Here is a 19,390-nt window from a genome sequence, read left to right on the forward strand (position 1 = left end):
CCCGCCGGTGTCCCCGACCCCTCCGCGCGCAGGTACCGTTAAGGGATGACCGCCCTCACCGGCACGCTCGCCGAGATCCGCGACGACTTCCAGGCGCTGGAGCAGAACGACCGCCTGCAGCTGCTGCTGGAGTTCTCGGACGAGCTTCCCGAACTCCCGGAGCGCTACCGCGACCATCCCGACCTCCTCGAACGCGTCGAGGAGTGCCAGGCCCCGGTGTTCATCTTCGTGGAGGTGGACGACGCGAACATCGTCCACCTCTACGCCACCGCCCCCAGGGAGGCCCCGACCACCCGCGGCTTCGCGTCGATCCTGGTACAGGGTCTCGCCGGTCTCACGGCGGACGAGGTGCTCGCGGTGCCCGACGACTTCCCGCAGACGCTCGGCCTCACGCAGGCGGTCTCACCGCTGCGCATCCGCGGCATGTCTGCGCTGCTCGGGCGCACGAAGCGGCAGGTGCGGGCGAAACTGGCGGCGTAGCGGCCGGACTCGCGGGGTTCGGGCGTGCAGGGTTCGGGCGTGCAGGGTTCAGCGGTAGTCCGCGAACACCCGTCGCGTCCCGCCGTCCAGCGTGATGCTCCCGCCGTACGGCACGATCCACTGCGGGGTGGTATGCCCGAACGGCACTCCCACGCAGACGACCGCGTCTGGGTTGTACTCGGCGACCGTCTCGATCACCGCATCGCGCTGGGCCGCGCGCAACCGGTCGCGTTCTGCGGCGTCGGGCCGGTGCTCGAATGTGCTCACCGCCGGTCGTGCCGCCAGCACGCCGGCGAGCGGCGCGAGCAACCCGCGTTCGCCGAGCGCGCGCAGCGTGTAGCGCACCCAGTGGGCCGGCGGGGTCAGCTCGCTCGTCTCGAGCAGGAGCACCGCGCCGTCGAGCGCGGCAGGCGGGAACGGGAAACGGTCCGCGAGCAGGATCCAGTCGACGACCTCCAGACACCCGCCCCAGGTGCTGCCGGTCACGCTCCGGGCCGGTCCCGCCCAGGCGAACCCCGTCGTCGGCTCCCGCTCCCCCGTCTCGGACAGCGCCCGCGGGTCGCCCCAGTCCGTTCCGAAGTCCTCGGACTCCCCCGGGTCGGTCAGTTCGAGCAGCCCGCCGCCGAGCAGCGCCGCACGCAGCGAACGCGCGTGGATGTCGTCGACCCGCGGTCCTGGACCGAGGTGCACCTGGGTGCTGCCGCCGTAGAAGCCGCCCACGCCGGCACTCCACAACCAGTGCAGGAGGTTCGTGTTGTCGCTGTAGCCGAGGAACGGCTTCGGGTCGGCAAGCACGGCCTCCCGGTCCAGGTACGGGATCACCCGGAGCTGGTCGTCGCCGCCGAGGGTGGCGATCACGGCTCTGATGTCCGGATCCGAGAAGGCGGCGTTGAGATCCCGCGCCCGCTCCCGCGGCGACGCGCCGAGCTGTCGCGTCGTGGGGTACTCCACCGGCGCGAGGCCGGTGAGCTCCTCCAGCCTCCGCAGTGCCTGCTCGTGCACAGCGGGCCAGCGGCCGGGCGCGGCAAAGGACGGCGATACCACCGCGATCCGGTCACCGGGGCGCGCGACCGGAGGCAGGACCGCCCGATGGACGCCCGTCATGACGACGCGCCCGCTGCGTTCCCCTGCAGTCCCTGCGCACTCTCCAACCATTCGCGGATGGCCGTCGTCCACTTCGCCTCGTCGTAGTTCCAGAGCTTCGTGTGCAGCGCGACCGTGAACGGCACGAAGGTCACGATGTCGCTGCGCGCCTTGGCGAGCGCACGGGAGCCCGTGTCCGGGACGAACCCGTCGTCCTCGCTGTGCAGGACGAGCATCGGCAGGCTGAGGTCGGCCGCGCGGGCGACGAAGTCCATGCTGCGCAGGTCGATCGGCGCACCGAGGCCGGTGATCGGCCCGCTCCAGTTCGCCTCGATCAGGCGGATCGCACCGCGCGCGATCGGATCGGGCAGGCGGAGGAGGTTGGCCTGGTACTCGAGCGTGTCGATCCAGTCGATCACCGGCGACTCCAGCACGAGGCCGGTCACGAGCCCGAGGTTCTCGGAGCGGGTCACGGTCTGCAGCACGACCGCACCGCCCATCGACCAGCCCATCAGCACGATGGACCGCGCCCCCTGTTCGGCCGCATACCGGATGGCCGCGTCGATGTCCCGCCACTCGGTGCCGCCGAGGCCGTAGCGACGGTCGGCGCTCTCCGGGGCGTCGCCGTCGTTGCGGTAGGACGCCAGCAGGCAGGTGTAGCCGGCGTCATGGAAGGTGCGCACCGCGCGCAGACCCTCCTGCCGGCTGGCACCCCACCCGTGCACCTGAATGACCCAGCGGTCGGAGCCCGCGTCGTCGGGCGCAGGGAACACCCACGCCGGCGCCGCTCCCAGGTCGGTCCCGATCTCGACGCTGGCGACCGGGAGGCCAAGCTCCTCGGGGTCGAGGTAGTAGTAGCCGCTGATCCGCGCCCTGCCGGGCCTGAGGTCGCCGAACTCGATCCGTTCGAGCTCGCGCACGACCACACCGTCGCTCCGCTCCAGGAGGCCGCCGAGCTTGGCGTACCCGGTCTCGGAGCCGAACCAGAGACCGAATCTCCCCGGCATCGCCGCGTCGGGGGTGTCTCGGAGGGTGATCGTGCCGCCCGCGGAGTCGACCCCGCGCACGACCTCCCGCTGCGGGCGCCTGCGGACCGGAGTGATCACCGTGCGGGCGACCCGTGCCATCGCATAGGCGGCTCCGGCCGCTGTGAGGAGCACGAGTCCTCCTGCGACGGCGGCGCTCACGCCGACCGCCCTGCCGAACCCGCTCTTTCCACCCGATCCGCTGCTGGTCGCCGCCATGGGCCACAGCGTAGCCGGGGCCGCCCGCGCGCGTCTTCAGGACATCCTCAGGCGGCGTGCCTTACCGATGCGAGCCCCCAAAGGCTTCTAGTGTTCCTAACGTGTCGACACCAACCTCGACCCCGCACCTCCCGGGGGAGTATGCCGCGGCGCTGCAGTCCATCCGCAGCGCTCACGCACGTCCGGAGCTCGTGGTCACGGAGATCCCGGCGCCTGCTCAGCTCGCGCCCTTCTCGGTCGCGTTGGCCGCCGACGTCCGTCCTGCGCGGCACGGCGACGACTCCGACCTCGGCACCGGCCGCTTCATCCTGCTCTACGACCCCGACGAGCCGGAAGCCTGGGGCGGCCCCTTCCGCGTCGTCTGCTTCGCCCAGGCGCCGCTCGAGACCGACATCGGCCTCGACCCGTTCCTCGCCGACGTGGCCTGGTCGTGGCTCGTCGACGCGCTCGATGCCCGGCACGCGAGCTACACCGCCGCCAGCGGCACGGCCACCAAGATCATCTCCACCGGCTTCGGCGAGCTCGCCAGCCAGGGCGACGGCGCCCAGATCGAGCTCAGGGCCTCGTGGAGCCCGCTGGAGACCGATCTCGCCGCGCACGTCGAGGGCTGGGGCGAGCTGCTCTGCATGCTGGCCGGCCTCCCGCCGACAGGAGAGGGCGTGAGTCTGCTGAACACGAGACGGTCACCGCGTGGCTGAACACATCGTCATCGACACCAGGGACGGCTACAGCGCAGCGGTCGACCGCATCGTCGCGGGAGAGGGACCGATCGCGGTCGACGCGGAGCGCGCCAGCGGCTTCCGCTATTCGCAGCGCGCCTACCTCATCCAGATGTACCGGCGCGGATCCGGGACCTTCCTGTTCGACCCGCCCGCGATCGGCCGCTTCGACGAGCTGAACGAGGCGATCGCGGCCGACGAGTGGGTGCTGCACGCCGCGACCCAGGACCTCACCTGCCTGCGCGAGGTCGGGCTCGATCCGGTCAGCATCTTCGACACCGAGCTCGCGGCCAGGCTGCTCGGGATGCCGCGTGTCGGTCTCGGCACGGTGGTGGAGGAGCTGCTCGGCATCCACCTCGCCAAGGAGCACAGCGCCGCCGACTGGTCGACGCGCCCGCTGCCCGAGCCGTGGCTCGACTACGCCGCGCTCGACGTCGAACTGCTGCCCGACCTGAGGGACGCCATCTCCGACCTGCTGGTCCAGGCCGGCAAGACGGAGATCGCCCGGCAGGAGTTCGCCGACGAGCTGACGCGCGAGCTGGCGGTGCCGCGCAGCGAGCCGTGGCGCCGGCTGTCCGGCATCCACTCGATCCGCGGCATCCGCAACCTGGCCGTGGCGCGCGAGCTCTGGCTGAGCCGCGACGCCCTGGCCCGACAGCTCGACGTCGCCCCCGGTCGTCTTGTGCCCGACGCCTCGCTCACCGCCGCGGCCAAGGCGATGCCCGACAGCAAGCGCGCGCTGGCCGCGATGCGCGAGTTCACCGGGCGGGCGAGCCGCACGGAGCTCGACCGCTGGTGGTCGGCCATCGAGGCCGGCCGCACGACCGACGACCTGCCCGTGCTGCGCGGCACGGGCGAGAGCCTCCCCCCGCCGCGCGCCTGGGCCGACCGCAACCCGGAGGCCGACGCCCGGCTCAAGGGCGCGCGCGCCGCACTGACGACGCGCGCCGAGGAGCTCGCGATCCCGCTGGAGAACCTGCTCACGCCCGACACACTGCGTCGCGTCGCCTGGGCTCCTCCCGCGGAGATCACGCCGGAGAGCATCGCGGAGGCGCTCGCGCAGCACGGCGCGCGCCCCTGGCAGATTGAGGCAACCTCACAGCCGATCGCCCAAGCGTTTGTGGAAAGCAGCCAAACGCCCGACGACGCGTCCGAAGCGGTTTCGTAGAAAGAATCAAACGATTCCCGCCCCGGTCGCGGGCCTCCTTAGGATCGATGTCGACCTGATTGGGAGGCACTGTGGCCGATAGAACGGAAGTCGTGTTCGTCGACGGAGTCCGTACTCCGTTTGGACGTGCGGGCGAAAAAGGGCAGTACTGGAACACCCGCGCTGACGACCTGGTCGTCAAGGCCATGATCGGCCTGCTCGAGCGGAATCCGAACGTGCCCAAGGAGCGCATCGACGATGTCGCCATCGCCGCGACGACGCAGCAGGGCGACCAAGGGCTCACCCTGGGCCGTACCGCTGCCCTGCTCGCCGGCCTGCCGAAGTCGGTGCCCGGATTCGCGATCGACCGGATGTGCGCCGGCGCCATGACCAGCGTCACGACGCTCGGCTCCGGCATCGCCTTCGGTGCGTACGACCTGGCGATCGCCGGCGGCGTCGAGCACATGGGCCGGCACCCGATGGGCTTCGGCGCCGACCCGAACCCGCGCTTCCTGTCCGAGCGCATGGTCGCGGAGGACGCGCTCAACATGGGCATGACCGCCGAGCGCATCCACGACCGGTTCCCCGCGCTCACCAAGGAGCGTTCCGACCGCTTCGCGCTGGGCAGCCAGCAGAAGACCGCCGCGGCTTATGCTGCCGGCAAGCTGCAGCCCGACCTGATCCCCGTCGCGATCCGCTCGGAGCAGGGCTGGGGTCTCGCCACGGAGGACCAGGGCATGCGCCCGGAGACCACGATGGAGGGTCTCGCCACGCTGAAGACCCCGTTCCGTCCGCACGGTCGCGTGACGGCGGGCAACTCGTCGCCGCTCACCGACGGCGCGACCGCCAGCCTGCTGGCCTCCGCCGACGCGGTCAAGGAGTTCGGCCTGACGCCCAAGATGCGCATGGTCAGCTTCGCGTTCGCGGGCGTCGAGCCCGAGATCATGGGCCTGGGTCCCGTCCCCTCGACCGAGAAGGCGCTGCGCAAGGCGGGCCTGACGATCGACGACATCGGCCTCTTCGAGCTGAACGAGGCGTTCGCCATCCAGGTGCTGTCATTCCTCGACCACTTCGGCATCGACGATCAGGACCCGCGGGTCAACAAGTGGGGCGGCGCGATCGCGATCGGCCACCCGCTCGCCGCCAGCGGCGTGCGGCTGATGATCCAGCTCGCCCGCCAGTTCGAGGAGCACCCGGAGGTCCGCTACGGCACCACGGCGATGTGCGTGGGCCTCGGCCAGGGCGGCACCGTGATCTGGGAGAACCCCAACTACGACAAGCGCGCGGCGCGGAAGGGCTGAGAAGAACAGTGACCGACTACAGCACCATCGACTTCTCCCCGCTCGTCGAGCTGACCGCCGACGAGGTCGTCACCCACTCCTACGTGAAAGACGTCCCGCTGCCCAGCGGCAAGACCCTCGCACTGGTCACCCTCGACAACGACCGGGACCACACCCGGCCGAACACGATGGGACCGGCCACCCTCCTGGAGCTCGGAAAGACGTTCGACGCGCTCACCGAGCGCGCCGCCCGCGGTGAGATCGACGCGGTGGCCGTCACCGGCAAGCCGTTCATCCTCGCCGCCGGCGCCGACCTCAGCCGCGTGAGCGACATCCCGAGTGTGGAGGTCGCGAAGCTGCTCCCCCAGCTCGGGCACTACGTGCTCGGAAAGCAGGCGACGTTCGGCGTGCCCTCGTTCGTGTTCACGAACGGCCTCGCACTCGGTGGCGGAGTGGAGATCGGCCTCAACGCCGACTACCGCACCATCGACCGCAACGCGGCGGCGTTCGCGCTGCCCGAGGTGTTCCTCGGGCTCATCCCCGGCTGGGGCGGCGCGACCATCCTGCCGAACCTGATCGGTATCGAGAACGCCCTCAAGGTCGTGATCGAGAACCCGCTCAAGCAGAACAGGATGCTCAAGCCGCAGGAGGTGTTCGACCTCGGGATCGCCGACGCGATCTTCGAGCCGGCGAACTTCCTCGAGGACTCGCTGAAGTGGGCCGACAAGGTCCTCACCGGTGCGATCGAGGTCAAGCGCCCGAACGTTCCGGGCAAGGTCGAGCGGATGGTCAAGTGGGACGCCGCGATCGGGATCGCCCGCAAGATGCTGGAGAGCCGGATCGGCACCGTGCCGAAGTCGCCGTACAAGGCGCTCGACCTGCTCAAGGCTGCAAAGTCCAACGACCGGGCCGCCGGCTTCGCGCTGGAGGACGACGCGCTCGCCGAGCTCATCTCGGGCGACCAGTTCCAGGCCAGCATCTACGCCTTCAACCTCGTCCAGAAGCGTGCCAAGCGTCCGGCGGGGGCACCGGACAAGAAGCTGGCCAAGCGGGTCACCAAGATCGGCGTCATCGGCGCCGGCTACATGGCCAGCCAGTTCGCGCTGCTCTTCGTCCGCCGCCTCCGCGTGCCCGTCGTGATCACCGACCTGGATCAGGCGCACGTCGACAAGGGCGTCGCCTACATCCACGACGAGATCGGCAAGCTGCAGGAGAAGGGGCGCATCAACCCCGACGAGGCCAACCGCCTGCGCGCGCTGGTGACCGGCACGACCGACAAGGCCGATTTCGCCGACTGCGACTGGGTCATCGAGGCCGTCTTCGAAGAGCTCACCGTCAAGCAGGACGTCTTCGCGGAGGTCGAGCAGTACCTCTCCGACGAGGCCGTGCTGGCGACCAACACCTCGTCGCTGTCAGTCGAGCAGATCGGCGCGAAGCTGAAGCACCCGGAGCGCCTGGTCGGCTTCCACTTCTTCACCCCGGTCGCGGTCATGCCGCTGATCGAGGTCGTGAAGACGCCGCACACCGACGAGGCCACCCTCTCGACGGCGATGGTCACGGCGGCCGCGCTCAAGAAGAACGCCGTGATCACGGCCGACACCCCCGGGTTCGTCGTGAACCGGGTGCTGGCCAAGATCCTCGGCGAGGCGATGCACGCGGTGGATGACGGCACTCCGTTCGAGACCGTGGACAAGGCGTTCGCGCCGCTCGGCCTCCCGATGGCGCCCTCCGTGCTGCTCGATCTGGTCGGCCTGAAGGTCGGCGCGCACGTGCTCGACACGCATCACGCGGCCTTCCCCGACCGGTTCTACCGCAGCGAGAACCTCCACCGGCTCGCCGAGTACGGGACGCTACTCGAGAAGGACGGCAAGGGCAAGGTGAAGGGCCTGGACAAGGGCGCCGCCAAGATCCTGGCCGGCGGCAAGAGCCCGTGGAGCGAGCAGGAGATCCTGCGCCGGCTGGAGGACGGCTTGGCCGATGAGATCCATCGGATGCTCGTCGACGACCACGTCGTGGAGGCGCCGGAGGACATCGACCTCTGCATGATCCTCGGCGCGGGCTTCCCGTTCCAGATGGGCGGCATCACGCCGTACCTCGACCGCGTCGGCGCCTCCGAGCGTGTCTTCGGCGACACCTTCCAGCACCCGCCCGTCCGCGGCGTGCGCTCCCCCGCGGAGGCCGTCGCCTAACCCGCGAGTACGCACGAAATCCGGCCGAGACCGCCGAGTACGCGGACAATCCGCGTACTCGGCGGTTTCGTCGTCCGCTGGGCCACTAGCATGGGGGCGTGTTCGGCCGTCGGATCGCACTGGCGGGCGCCGCCCTCTCCGTCGTCGGGTCCGCGCTCGTCGGCTGCAGCGCGCCTGGAGCGCCGAGCGCGCCTTCGGCCCACCGTACGGCACCCTCGCCCACCGCAGCTGCTTCGCCAGAGCCTGTCTTGAACGGCGTCATCGCGACGGGCACCTTCACCTCGGCGGACGGCCGCACCACGGGCGAGGTCGTGCTCACGGCCGCGGGCAACACGGTGACTGCCGCCCTGCAGTCCTTCACGACTCCGGCGGTCGGCCGGCTCGAGCTCCAGCTGAGTCCACACCCGGTGGACGTGACGTGTGCGGCAGACAGCTGGTCCTTCGTCATGAACCAGGACGCGGGCACCCCGAACACCTGGACGCTGCCCATCGCTGTCCCCAACGGCGGCCCGTTCGACGTGGACCCGACGTACTTGCGCACGGTCATCGTGCGCGCGGACGCGGATGCCGGCAAGCCGAACGTCGACGGCTGCGTGTATCCGGCGCTGGCCGCGGCCCGACTCGACTGGAATCTCGCGCCGTCGCACACGGGGCTCGTCGTCTCGGACCACGGAGCCCGGGATCACGCCACCGGCGCGGTGACGATGGCGGACGGGCGGCCGTCGACCTACACAGTGGCCCCCGGCGACACTCTCGAAGCGATCGAAAGCCGCTTCGGCCTCACCGCCGACGACTTCCGCTACCTCAACCCGTTCGACGGCGCCGTCACCACGGAAACGTTGCGGTACGGGACGGTCTTCAACCTCACCCCTGCACACCGCGGCGCCCCGCCGAGCTGACCCCGGCGCCGGGGCGCCTGAGTGCTCACCTCACCCGGAGCGGGTCCGGCGCGAATTGCCGGAGTCGAGCCAAGGTCTCGTCGACGGCCCCGACAGCTTGTGTGTCGCACCTGATCACCGGTCCCCTCAGGTCGAGCACCTCGGCGCGCCCATCTCCGAGGCTCGCCCGGAACCCGTCGGCACGCTCGCCGTCGACATGTCCGGGATGTCGATCACCGTCCTGCCAGCGCTTCGTGAACCTCCGGACCAGCTCGTCATCCGACGCCGTGCAATGCACCTGGACCGCGGTGAACCCGTACTCGTCCTGCCAGGCCTGGAACTTCGCGTTCTCGAAGGCCGCGTTGTACGCGGCATCGACGATGAATGACGCGCCCGCGCGGAGCTGCACGTCGATGACGTAGTCCAGCAAGGCGAAGCTCGCCGTGCCGAGCATCTCGGACCACGCCGCGTCAGCGTGACCGAGCGTGTCGAACAGGATCTCCTTGAGTGCGTCCTTCGCGATGATCGGGAGGCCCAGTTGCTCGGCGATGCGCGCGCTGATGGTGCTCTTCCCCGAAGCGGGGCGTCCGACGACGAGGATCACGATCTGATCGGACAGTCCAGCGGGCTCGGCATTCACGGCTACTCCATGGTCGGTGCATCGAATCTACCCCCGAAGCTCCGCCGTTCAGGTCGTCCCGCGAGCGCACACCGACAGTCTGCGCGACGAACCACCGGCAGAATCCGCGTACTCGGCGGTTTCGGTTTTTCACCCGTGACGGGTCTTGACCGGCGGGAAACGAGGTCGTTAGCGTCGGTGACAGACAGGTGTCGACGGAGGGGAACCGCGTGACCGATCAGAAGACGACAGCCCCGCCGACGCAGTCCGCACCCGCCAAGCTCTCCATGATCACGATGACCGGCATGGTCGTCGGCAGCATGGTCGGCGCCGGCGTCTTCTCGCTCCCCCGCCGGTTCGCCCAGGAGACCGGCGTCGCCGGTGCGCTGATCGCCTGGAGCATCGCCGGCGTCGGCATGCTGATGCTCGCGTTCGTGTTCCAGTTGCTCGCCAACCGCAGGCCGAAGCTCGATGCCGGCGTCTACGCGTACGCCAAGGCCGGCTTCGGCGAGTACCTCGGCTTCTTCTCCGCTTTCGGCTACTGGGCCAGCGCCTCCGTCGGCCTGGTCTTCTACTGGGTCTTCATCATGTCGACCATCGGTGCCGTGGTGCCGGCGTTCGGCGAGGGCGACACCATCATCGCCATCGCGATCTCGTCCGCCGCGCTGTGGGGGTTCTTCTTCCTCATCCGCCGCGGTATCAAGGAGGCCGCGGCGATCAACCGCATCGTCACCGTCGCCAAGCTGGTCCCGATCGTCGTGTTCGTCCTCCTGGCGCTCTTCGTGTTGAAGCCCGACGTCTTCGCCGCCAACTGGGGTGGGGCCGACTACGCCGGCTCCCTGTTCGACCAGGTGCGGAACACCATGCTGGTCACGGTGTTCGTCTTCCTCGGCGTCGAGGGGGCGAGCACGTACTCCCGGCACGCGAAGCGGCGTGAGGACGTCGGGCGTGCCACGATCCTCGGCTTCGTGAGCGTGTTCGCCGTCTTCGCCTCGGTGACGATCGTGTCCTACGGCGTCCTGCCGATGGGCGAGATCGCCAAGCTGCGCCAACCCTCGATGGCCGGCGTCCTGGAGGCCGCTGTCGGGCCGTGGGGAGCGTGGTTCGTCAGCATCGGGCTGATCGTGTCCGTGCTCGGCGCCTACCTCGCGTGGTCGCTGATGGCGGCAGAGGTGCTCTTCGTCGCGGCGAAGGACCACGACATGCCGCGCTTCCTCGGCCGGTCGAACAGCCAGGACGTGCCGGTCGCGGCGCTGCTGCTGACGGCGCTGTTCGTCCAGGCCGTGCTCGTGATCATCTACTTCGCGCACGACGCGCTCAACCTCGCGCTCGACCTCACGAGCGCGCTGACGCTCATCCCGTTCTTCCTCGCCGCGCTCTACGCGCTCAAACTCGTCGTCACCCGCGACACCTACCGGGATGCGCCGCACGGCTGGGGGCGCGACCTGGTGGTCGTGGTGCTGGCCACGATCTATACGGCGTTCCTGCTGTTCGCGGCCGGGCTGACGTTCGTGCTGCTGTCGTTCATCATCTACGCGCCGGCGACCATCCTGTTCATCATGGTCCGGCGCGAGCAGGGGCGTCGGTGGTTCAGCGGCCGCGAGCTCGTGATCCTGGCCGTCTCGGTACTGGGAGCGGTCGCGGGCATCGTGGCGCTCTCGGTGGGCTGGATCCGACTGTGACGGTCGCGTCGAGACGCAGACCTCGAACCGAATGCGAGAAGAAGGGCGACACATGACGGAGACGACGTTCGGCGTGCACTCGGAGGTCGGGCAGCTGCGGCGCGTGCTCGTGGCCTCCCCGGGGCTCGCGCACCACCGGCTCACCCCCTCGAACGCCGACGAGCTGCTCTTCGACGACGTGCTGTGGGTCGAGAACGCGAAGCGCGACCATGCCGCGTTCGTCGCAGACCTGCGCTCGAACGGCGTGGAGGTGCTCGAGCTGCACGAGGTGCTGGCCGAAACCGTCGCGCAGCCGGAAGCCCGCGCCTGGCTGCTCGACCGCAAAGTCGTCCCGAATCAGGTCGGGCTGGGGCTGGTGGAGGGCACGCGCGCGTTCCTGGATTCCCTTCCTGCCGATCGGCTGGCCGAGTTCCTCATCGGCGGCCTGTCAACCGTAGACCTCCCCGAGGACTACCGCACCGACTACGTCGCGCTCGCCCGCGAGTCGACCGGCATCCGGGAGTACCTGATGCCGCCGCTGCCGAACACGCTCTACACGCGCGACACGACGTGCTGGATCTACGGCGGCGTCACCCTCAACCCGCTCTACTGGCCCGCGCGTCACGACGAGACACTGCTGATGAAGGCGATCTACCGGTTCCACCCCGCGTTCGCGGGCGCGACCGTGTGGTGGGGCGACCCCGAGCAGGACTGGGGCCAGGCGACCCTGGAGGGCGGCGACGTCATGCCGGTCGGCAACGGCGCTGTGCTGATCGGCATGAGCGAGCGCACGTCCCGGCAGGCGATCACGCAGACGGCGGCGGCGCTGTTCGATGCGGGCGCAGCTGAGCAGGTGATCGTGGCCGGCATGCCCAAGCTGCGCTCGGCCATGCACCTCGACACCGTGTTCACCTTCGCCGACCGCGACCTGGTGACGCTCTACCCGGAGATCATGAACCGCGTGCACACCTTCACCCTGTGCCCGGGTGACGGAGCATCGCGGGTCGACGTCCGAGACGAGGGCGACCGCGCGTTCGTCGACGTGGTCGCGTCCGCGCTCGGACTCCCCCGCCTCCGCGTGATCGAGACGGCAGGCGACAACTACGAGACCGAGCGCCAGCAGTGGGACAGCGGCAACAACGCCGTGGCCCTGCGGCCGGGCGTCGTCTACGCGTACGACCGCAACACGGCGACGAACGACGCGCTGCGGCGCGCGGGCGTGGAGGTCATCCCGATCGTCGGAGCCGAGCTCGGCCGCGGCCGCGGCGGCGGACACTGCATGACGTGCCCGTTGCTGCGCGACGCGATCGAGTTCTAGGACGCATCCGCCTCCGGGACGATGACCAGCTCCAGATACGCGCGGAGCGCGTCGCCGGCTGCCACCCGGTCCGGAGCGTAGAGCCACTGCAGCTGCGCGCCCTCCCACAGCGCGACCACGGTCGTCGCGGCGAGCGCCGGCTGCACGCCGGAACGAAGCCGGCCTCGCTCCCGCAGGACGATGAACTCCGCCTCGTATTCCGAGCGCAGGTCGTCGTACCGTTCGGCGAAGTACGTGTGGCCGGGATGCTCGGGCGTGACCGCCTCTGCCGACAGGATGCTGTAGAGGGCGATGAGCCCGGGGATACCCTCGTTCGCCTTCGCCTGAGCGATGATGTGCTCGCGGAATGGCAGCCCGGCCGGCCCGGCGATGATCTCCCCGCCCTGTTCGTCCCGTCGGGCCAGAACGGCGACGAGCAGCTCCTCCTTGGTGGCGAAGTGGTGCTGGAGGTTGCTGAGGCTGATGCCGGAGGCGGCGGCGATCTCGCGCAGCGAGCTGCCGTGGTACCCGCGGGTCGCGAACGCACGGTAGGCCTGCTCGACGATCTGCTGACGCCGCTCCGCGGACTTGGCGTACGGTCCGCGTCTGGTCCGGGTCGGGTCGGACACGCTGCGCCTCCAAATTAGGTCACTTGCATTATTTTCGACTAGCGTCGATGCTACCGCTCCCACGATGAAGTGAAGGCTATGACGCGACTGACACGACGATCCCTCCTCGGCCTCGGAGCCGCCGGCGCAGCAGCACTGCTCGCCGGCTGCACCACTCCCGGTACCACTTCGGCGAACAGCGGGTCGGTGATCCGCCCGGCCGCCGCGGGCGAGAAGATCACACTCACCTACTGGGCGTGGCTCAAGGATCTCCAGAAGGTCGCCGACGTCTGGAACGCGACGCATCCCGATGTGCAGGTCGAAGCCGTCTGGATCCCCGGCGGCAACTCCGGCGGGTACCAGAAGCTGTACTCCGCCCTCGCTGCCGGCGGCGGCCCCGACATCGCCCAGGTCGAACTCCGGAGCGTGCCGGAGTTCATGCTGGTCAACGGCCTGATCGACCTCCGCCGCTACGGCGCCGACGAGTTCGCCGAGCGCTACGACCCGACGCTCTGGAGCCAGGTCAGCTTCGTCGACGGGGTGTACGCCATCCCGCAGGACTCCGGTCCGATGGCTCTCTACCACCGCCCCGATCTCTTCGAGAGGGTCGGCGCGACGGCCCCCGCCACCTGGGATGAATGGGCGACGGTGGGCGCCGAGCTGAAGAAGACCGGCGTGTACATCGACGCGTTCAACTTCGCCGATCCCTCCTGGTTCGCCGCCGTCTCCGGCCAAGCGGGCGCATCCTGGCTCAGGGTCGACGGCGACCGCTGGGTCATCGACATGACCGACGAGGCGACCCTGAACACCGCGCGCTTCTTCGACAGGGCCATCGACACCGGGATCCTGCAGACCGGCTACGGCGCATTCTCGAGCGGTTGGTTCGCCGCGGCCGCGCGCGACACGATCGCCTCGTGCGCCAGCGCGAGCTGGGGTGACGCGCTCTTGCAGGGCGTCTCGGGAGGAGAGGGCAAGTGGCGGGTGGCGCCGCTTCCCCGCTGGGGTTCCGGCGGCTACGGGTCGAGCGCGCTCGGCGGCTCCACCGCCGCCGTGCTGGCGAACAGCCGGCACCCGCGTGAGGCGCTCGAGTTCGCTGTCTGGATGACGACGAGCCCGGAGGGCATCGACGCGATGATCCGCAACAGCGGGATCGGCTGGTCGCCCGCGCGCGACGACATCGGCTCGTCCCGCACGAAGCCCTCCGCGTGGTTCGGCGGCCAGAGCTACAACGAGGAGGTCTTCCTCCCGGCATCGCGGGAGCAGAACCCGGACTGGTCGTGGTGGCCGATCACCCAGCAGTCGTTCAACATCCTCGCGGACGGCTTCCGCAAGAAGCCCTCCGGGTCGACGCTGGTCGACGCCGTGGCGCAGAGCGAGCGGAACATCATGCGCGCGTTCCGCGACAAAGGGCTCCGTTCCTCGCGCTGTTCGCGCTGACCTTCGTCCTCCCGATCATCGTCGCCGTCGTGAGCAGCTTCACGAAGGTGACCAGGTCCGGCGTCTTCGGCGAGAAGGGGGTGACCACCGAGTTCGCCTGGTTCGCCAACTACGCGCAGGCGATCGGCAACCCGAACTTCCTCGCGTCGATCGGCCGCGTCCTGCTGTTCGGAATCGTGCAGGTCACGCTGATGATCGCACTCTGCACGGTGCTCGCCCTGCTGCTGGAATCGGCCTCCGCCCGCTGGCCCGGACTGTTCCGGGCGGTCTACTTCCTCCCGTACGGGATTCCTGGCGTGATCGCGACGATCCTCTGGTCGTTCCTGTACATCCCGGGTCTCAGCCCGCTGGTCGATCTGGGCGCGGCCTTCGGCCTGCAGCTCGACTTCCTCGGACCGGACACCGTGCTCTGGTCCATCGCGAACATCGTGACCTGGACCTACACCGGCTACAACATGATGATCATCATCGCCCAGCTGAAGTCGATCCCGACCGAGGTGTACGAGGCGGCGAAGGTCGACGGCGCGAGCCCGTGGCGGGTCGCGCGGAGCATCCAGCTGCCGCTCATCCGGCCGGCGCTGACCCTGACCGTGGTGTTCTCGATCATCGGCACCCTCCAGCTCTTCGCCGAACCGCAGGTGCTGCAGACCTCCTCCCCCGCGATCGACAGCGAGTACACGCCGAACCTCAGCGCGTACACGACCGCATTCGCCTACAACGACTACAACGTGGCGGCCGCGCAGGCCGTGCTCATCGCCCTCGTCGCGTTCGCCCTGTCGTTCGCCTTCCTGCGCCTGACCAACCGGAGGACCCGATGACCGCGACCCTCGAACAGCGCGAGCCGACCCCCACCATCTCCCTCAGCGCGCGCGCCCCTCGATCGGCGCACGACCGGTCCGCCGGGCGGACGCCGGGGATGCGCATCCTCGTCACGAGCATCCTCGTGGTCGTCGCGGTGTACTTCCTCGTACCCGTCTACTGGGTGGTGGTCGCGGCGACCAAGACGACCCAGGATCTCTTCGCGACGAACGGGTTCTGGTTCGCCGGCGACGTGGCGCTCTGGCACAACCTGACCGAGGTGCTGACCTACGACGACGGGATCTTCCTGCGCTGGTTCCTCAACTCGGTGATCTACGCCGGAGTCGGTGCGCTCCTCGCCACCTACTTCGCCGCTGCGGGCGGTTATGCGCTGGCCAAGTACGAGTTCCGCGGCCGCGGGTTCGTGTTCGGGCTCGTCCTCGGCGGGGTGCTCGTGCCCGGCACCGCCACCGCCCTCCCACTGTTCCTGCTGTTCAGCGAGCTGGGGCTGGCGAACACCTACTGGGCGGTGCTCCTGCCCTCCCTGGTGTCGCCGTTCGGACTGTTCCTCTGCCGGATCTACGCCGACGCGACGGTCGACGGCGCCCTCCTGGAGGCGGCACGGCTCGACGGCGCGGGCGAGCTCCGGATCTTCCACACCGTCGGCCTGCGCATCCTCACGCCGGCACTGGTGACCGTGTTCCTGTTCCAGCTGGTCGGGATCTGGAACAACTACTTCCTCCCGCTGGTCATGCTCTCCGACGACCGGCTGTACCCCATCACGCTCGGCCTCAACACATGGCGCAGCCAGACCGACCGGCTGCCCGAGTTCTACGAGCTGACCACCGGCGGCGTCCTGCTGTCGGTCATCCCCCTCGCCATCGCCATGATCGTCCTGCAGCGGTTCTGGCGCGGCGGTCTCACCGAAGGAGCAGTGAAATAGTGCCCGTCCCCCGCCTCCTCTCCGACACCGCGCCCGCCCACGGCGCCGTGCGCACGCCGCGTTCGTGGCTGCACTCCGACGCCCCGTCGCTCTCCCTGAACGGAGAATGGAGGTTCCGGCTCTCGCCGAGCGCCGACCTCCCCGATGATGTCGCGTCGCCGAGCCTGGACGATGCCGCCTGGGACTCGCTCCCCGTTCCGGCGCACTGGGTCCTGCAGGGCGACGGCCGGTACGGGCGGCCGATCTACACCAACGTGCAGTTCCCGTTCCCGATCGAGCCTCCCTTCGTCCCCGACGAGAACCCGACGGGCGACTACCGGCGGCACTTCGACCTCCCGACCGGCTGGCCGGACGACGCACGCATCGTACTGCGCTTCGACGGGGTGGAGTCGCTGTACCGGGTGTGGGTGAACGGTACGGAGGCGGGCGCGGCGAGCGGCAGCCGGCTCGCCCACGAGTTCGACGTCACCGACCTGGTGCGCGCCGGAGCCAACCTGCTCTCGGTCCGGGTGCACCAGTGGTCGGCCGCCAGCTACCTGGAGGACCAGGACCAGTGGTGGCTTCCCGGGATCTTCCGCGACGTCACACTGTCGGCGCGGCCTGCCGACGGCCTGGAGGACGTCTGGCTGCGCACCGGGTTCGCCGAGGGCCGCGGAACGATCGACCCGGAGGTCACGGCGACCGAGGACGCCTTCCCTGTGACCCTCCGCCTCCCCGAGCTCGGCGTCGAGGTCGTCTGGGCGGCCCCGGCCGAGGTCGCGCCCGTCGCGGTCGGTGCCGTCGACCCCTGGACCGCCGAGTCGCCCCGGCTCTACGACGCGACGGTGACCTCCCGTGGTGAGACCGTCTCGCTGCGCCTCGGCTTCCGCACCGTGGAGATCCGGGGCGACCGCTTCCTCGTCAATGGCCGGCGCGTCGTCTTCCACGGGATGAACCGCCACGAGACGCACCCCGAGCGCGGCCGGGTCTTCGATGAGGAGCACGCCAGGGCCGACCTCATGCGGATGAAGCGGTTCAACGTCAACGCGATCCGTACCAGCCACTACCCGCCGCATCCCCGCCTGCTCGACCTGGCCGACGAGCTGGGATTCTGGGTCGTCCTCGAGTGCGACCTCGAGACGCACGGCTTCGAGAAGGCGGGCTGGCAGGACAACCCGAGCGACGATCCCCGCTGGCGCGAGGCCTATCTCGACCGGATCCGCCGGACGGTGGAGCGCGACAAGAACCATCCGGCGATCGTGATGTGGTCGCTGGGGAACGAGTCGGGTACGGGCGCCAACCTCGCGGCGATGTCGGCGTGGGTGCACGAGCGCGACCCCGAGCGTCCGGTGCACTACGAGGGCGACTACACCGGCGAGTACACCGACGTCTACTCGCGGATGTACTCGTCCGTGCCCGAGACCGAGCAGATCGGCACCGATGGTTCGCTCACGCCCCTGCTCGGCTGCACGCCCGCGCAGGGCGCGCGGCAGCGCACCAAGCCGTTCCTGCTCTGCGAGTACGCGCATGCCATGGGCAACGGCCCGGGCGCACTCGACCAGTACGAGGCCTTGGTCGACGCCCACCCGCGGCTGCACGGCGGTTTCGTGTGGGAGTGGCGGGATCACGGCATCCTGACGCACACCGCCGACGGCACGCCGTTCTACGCGTACGGCGGCGACTTCAACGAGGTCGTCCACGACGGAAACTTCGTGATGGACGGCATGGTGCTGTCGAACGATGTGCCCACGCCTGGCCTCCACGAGTTCGCCGCGGTGGCGCAGCCGGTCGCGCTGACCTTCTCGGACGACGGCTCCGAGCTGATCGTGACCAACCGGCGGCACAGCGCGAGCAGCGCGGACCTGGCCGTGCGCTGGCGGGTCGAACACGACGGCAGGGAGGCCGCCTCCGGAACCCTGGACGCGCCGGCGGTCGCGGCCGGGGATGCCACGCGCGTGACCCTGCCGGCCATCCCCGTCGCCGGCGACGGCGAAACGTGGGTCACGGTGGAGGCGGTGCTCGCGGAGGACGTTCCCTGGGCGACCGCCGGGCACGTGGTCGCACGCGCGCAGCTCGACCGGACTCCGCCGCGGGCGGTGCGACGCAAAGCACCTGCGGCCGTGTCCGGGTGGCGGGACTCGTCCGGCAGCATCGACATCGCCCTCGCCTCGTTCGACCGCGGCTCGCTCGTCCGTCTGGCCGGCCGCCCGGTCGCCGGGCCGCGCCTGGAGCTCTTCCGCGCGCCGACGGACAACGACGAGGGCGCGGCCGCCGCCGACCCGGTGTACAGCGACGTGAGCATCCCAGGAGTCTCCAGCGCCCGGCTCTGGCGGGAGCAGGGCCTCGACCGGCTCACGCACCGGCTGGTATCGGTACAGGAGGCACCGGGCGCTCTGCGCACGGTCACGCGCGTCTCGGCCGCGAACTCGGTGGACTCCGTGACGGTCGAGACGATCTGGACGGCGCACGACGACGAACTCGAGCTGCGCATCGAGATCGAGCCGTCCACGGGCTGGTCGACCGTCTGGCCCCGGATCGGCGTCCGATTCGACCTGCCGGACGACAGGAACCCGATCGACACCGCCGAATGGTTCGGGCTCGGCCCGCTGGAGTCGTATCCGGACAGCACGCGCGCCGCGTACGTCGGTCGCTTCCGCGCCACGATGGACGAGCTGAACGTGGAGTACGCCCGCCCGCAGGAGACCGGCCACCGCACGGCCGTACGCGAGGTCGACCTCGGCGCCTTCGGTTTCACCACGACCGCGGACAGCCGCGGGCGGCTCCCCGGCTTCTCACTGTCGCGGCACACCCCGCAGCAGGTCGCAGCCGCAGGCCACCCGCACGAGCTGCCGCCCTCCGACACGACCTACCTGTTCGTCGACGCGGCCCAACACGGCCTGGGCTCCCGCGCCTGCGGTCCTGACGTGTGGCCCGCGTTCGCGCTGCGGCCGGAGGCGCGCACGCTGCGGATGCGGTTCCGGGGGTGAGCGCAAAGGGACGCGACTCGACGGTGTGATCCAACCGTCGA

16 protein-coding genes are annotated in these 19,390 nt (G+C 69.9%); 12 read left to right on the top strand and 4 right to left on the bottom strand.

Annotation, left to right across the window (positions count from 1 at the left end; genetic code table 11):
- The first annotated feature begins 45 nt into the window (after positions 1-45).
- On the top strand, positions 46-480 hold the full coding sequence (locus JNB50_RS07525; protein ID WP_208039476.1) for a SufE family protein: 435 nt from the start codon (positions 46-48) through the stop codon (positions 478-480).
- A 48-nt stretch (positions 481-528) separates the two neighbouring features.
- On the opposite strand, the gene JNB50_RS07530 is transcribed toward JNB50_RS07525, so the two are convergent.
- Both JNB50_RS07530 and JNB50_RS07535 read right to left on the bottom strand, forming a co-directional pair.
- Positions 529-1,584, bottom strand: a complete 1,056-nt coding sequence (locus JNB50_RS07530) for a S66 peptidase family protein (protein ID WP_208039477.1) — start codon at positions 1,582-1,584, stop codon at positions 529-531.
- Positions 1,581-2,807: a S9 family peptidase gene (locus JNB50_RS07535; protein WP_208039478.1), complete on the bottom strand. Its 1,227-nt coding sequence runs from the start codon at positions 2,805-2,807 to the stop codon at positions 1,581-1,583. The genes JNB50_RS07530 and JNB50_RS07535 overlap by 4 nt, the downstream gene beginning before the upstream one ends.
- A gap of 101 nt (positions 2,808-2,908) precedes the next feature.
- Between JNB50_RS07535 and JNB50_RS07540 the strand changes: the two genes are divergently transcribed.
- From JNB50_RS07540 to JNB50_RS25730, 5 genes are all read left to right on the top strand, one after another.
- Positions 2,909-3,505 carry a DUF3000 domain-containing protein gene (locus JNB50_RS07540; protein WP_208039479.1) on the top strand — a complete coding sequence of 199 codons (597 nt, stop codon included), beginning with the start codon at positions 2,909-2,911 and terminating at the stop codon, positions 3,503-3,505.
- Positions 3,498-4,694, top strand: a complete 1,197-nt coding sequence (locus JNB50_RS07545) for an HRDC domain-containing protein (RefSeq protein ID WP_208039480.1) — start codon at positions 3,498-3,500, stop codon at positions 4,692-4,694. Before JNB50_RS07540 ends, JNB50_RS07545 begins: the two co-directional genes overlap by 8 nt.
- A gap of 71 nt (positions 4,695-4,765) precedes the next feature.
- A complete protein-coding gene (locus tag JNB50_RS07550; RefSeq protein WP_208039481.1) occupies positions 4,766-5,974 on the top strand; it encodes a thiolase family protein in 1,209 nt (402 codons plus the stop codon).
- A gap of 8 nt (positions 5,975-5,982) precedes the next feature.
- Positions 5,983-8,142 (top strand): 3-hydroxyacyl-CoA dehydrogenase NAD-binding domain-containing protein, encoded by a 2,160-nt coding sequence (locus JNB50_RS07555; protein WP_208039482.1) that lies wholly within the window; start codon positions 5,983-5,985, stop codon positions 8,140-8,142.
- Between the two features lie 98 nt (positions 8,143-8,240).
- Positions 8,241-9,041 carry a LysM domain-containing protein gene (locus tag JNB50_RS25730; protein ID WP_208039483.1) on the top strand — a complete coding sequence of 267 codons (801 nt, stop codon included), beginning with the start codon at positions 8,241-8,243 and terminating at the stop codon, positions 9,039-9,041.
- 25 nt (positions 9,042-9,066) lie between these two features.
- On the opposite strand, the gene JNB50_RS07565 is transcribed toward JNB50_RS25730, so the two are convergent.
- Positions 9,067-9,660 carry an ATP-binding protein gene (locus tag JNB50_RS07565; RefSeq protein WP_208039484.1) on the bottom strand — a complete coding sequence of 198 codons (594 nt, stop codon included), beginning with the start codon at positions 9,658-9,660 and terminating at the stop codon, positions 9,067-9,069.
- Positions 9,661-9,869: 209 nt separating this feature from the next.
- Between JNB50_RS07565 and JNB50_RS07570 the strand changes: the two genes are divergently transcribed.
- The gene (locus tag JNB50_RS07570) at positions 9,870-11,321 is read left to right on the top strand and encodes a basic amino acid/polyamine antiporter (protein WP_307794639.1); all 1,452 of its coding nucleotides are present in this window, start codon (positions 9,870-9,872) and stop codon (positions 11,319-11,321) included.
- A 52-nt stretch (positions 11,322-11,373) separates the two neighbouring features.
- On the top strand, positions 11,374-12,618 hold the full coding sequence (locus JNB50_RS07575; protein WP_208039485.1) for an arginine deiminase: 1,245 nt from the start codon (positions 11,374-11,376) through the stop codon (positions 12,616-12,618).
- Here the strand turns inward: JNB50_RS07575 and JNB50_RS25450 are convergent.
- Positions 12,615-13,226, bottom strand: a complete 612-nt coding sequence (locus JNB50_RS25450) for a TetR/AcrR family transcriptional regulator (RefSeq protein ID WP_208039486.1) — start codon at positions 13,224-13,226, stop codon at positions 12,615-12,617. The genes JNB50_RS07575 and JNB50_RS25450 overlap by 4 nt on opposite strands.
- 78 nt (positions 13,227-13,304) lie before the next feature.
- Between JNB50_RS25450 and JNB50_RS07585 the strand changes: the two genes are divergently transcribed.
- The 4 genes from JNB50_RS07585 to JNB50_RS07600 are packed head-to-tail and all read left to right on the top strand — an operon-like array spanning position 13,305 to position 19,349.
- On the top strand, positions 13,305-14,642 hold the full coding sequence (locus JNB50_RS07585; protein ID WP_208039487.1) for an ABC transporter substrate-binding protein: 1,338 nt from the start codon (positions 13,305-13,307) through the stop codon (positions 14,640-14,642).
- Positions 14,630-15,460 carry a carbohydrate ABC transporter permease gene (locus JNB50_RS07590; RefSeq protein ID WP_208039688.1) on the top strand — a complete coding sequence of 277 codons (831 nt, stop codon included), beginning with the start codon at positions 14,630-14,632 and terminating at the stop codon, positions 15,458-15,460. Before JNB50_RS07585 ends, JNB50_RS07590 begins: the two co-directional genes overlap by 13 nt.
- Positions 15,457-16,383, top strand: coding sequence for a carbohydrate ABC transporter permease (locus JNB50_RS07595; protein ID WP_208039488.1), 927 nt, complete (start codon positions 15,457-15,459; stop codon positions 16,381-16,383). The genes JNB50_RS07590 and JNB50_RS07595 overlap by 4 nt, the downstream gene beginning before the upstream one ends.
- Entirely contained in the window at positions 16,383-19,349 is a 2,967-nt protein-coding gene (locus tag JNB50_RS07600; protein WP_208039489.1) for a glycoside hydrolase family 2 TIM barrel-domain containing protein, read from the top strand. Before JNB50_RS07595 ends, JNB50_RS07600 begins: the two co-directional genes overlap by 1 nt.
- Positions 19,350-19,390 lie beyond the last annotated feature (41 nt).

This window comes from Leifsonia sp. TF02-11 (assembly GCF_017565305.1).
Classification (GTDB): Bacteria; Actinomycetota; Actinomycetes; order Actinomycetales; family Microbacteriaceae; genus Leifsonia.

What these genes read in the sequence shown, in the direction of transcription:
- JNB50_RS07585 (WP_208039487.1), top strand. Translation starts at nt 13,305, where the DNA reads ATGACGCGACTGACACGACGATCCCTCCTCGGCCTCGGAGCCGCCGGC.
- JNB50_RS07525 (WP_208039476.1), top strand. Translation starts at nt 46, where the DNA reads ATGACCGCCCTCACCGGCACGCTCGCCGAGATCCGCGACGACTTCCAG.
- JNB50_RS07575 (WP_208039485.1), top strand. Translation starts at nt 11,374, where the DNA reads ATGACGGAGACGACGTTCGGCGTGCACTCGGAGGTCGGGCAGCTGCGG.
- JNB50_RS07595 (WP_208039488.1), top strand. Translation starts at nt 15,457, where the DNA reads ATGACCGCGACCCTCGAACAGCGCGAGCCGACCCCCACCATCTCCCTC.
- JNB50_RS07535 (WP_208039478.1), bottom strand. Translation starts at nt 2,807, where the DNA reads ATGGCGGCGACCAGCAGCGGATCGGGTGGAAAGAGCGGGTTCGGCAGG.
- JNB50_RS07530 (WP_208039477.1), bottom strand. Translation starts at nt 1,584, where the DNA reads ATGACGGGCGTCCATCGGGCGGTCCTGCCTCCGGTCGCGCGCCCCGGT.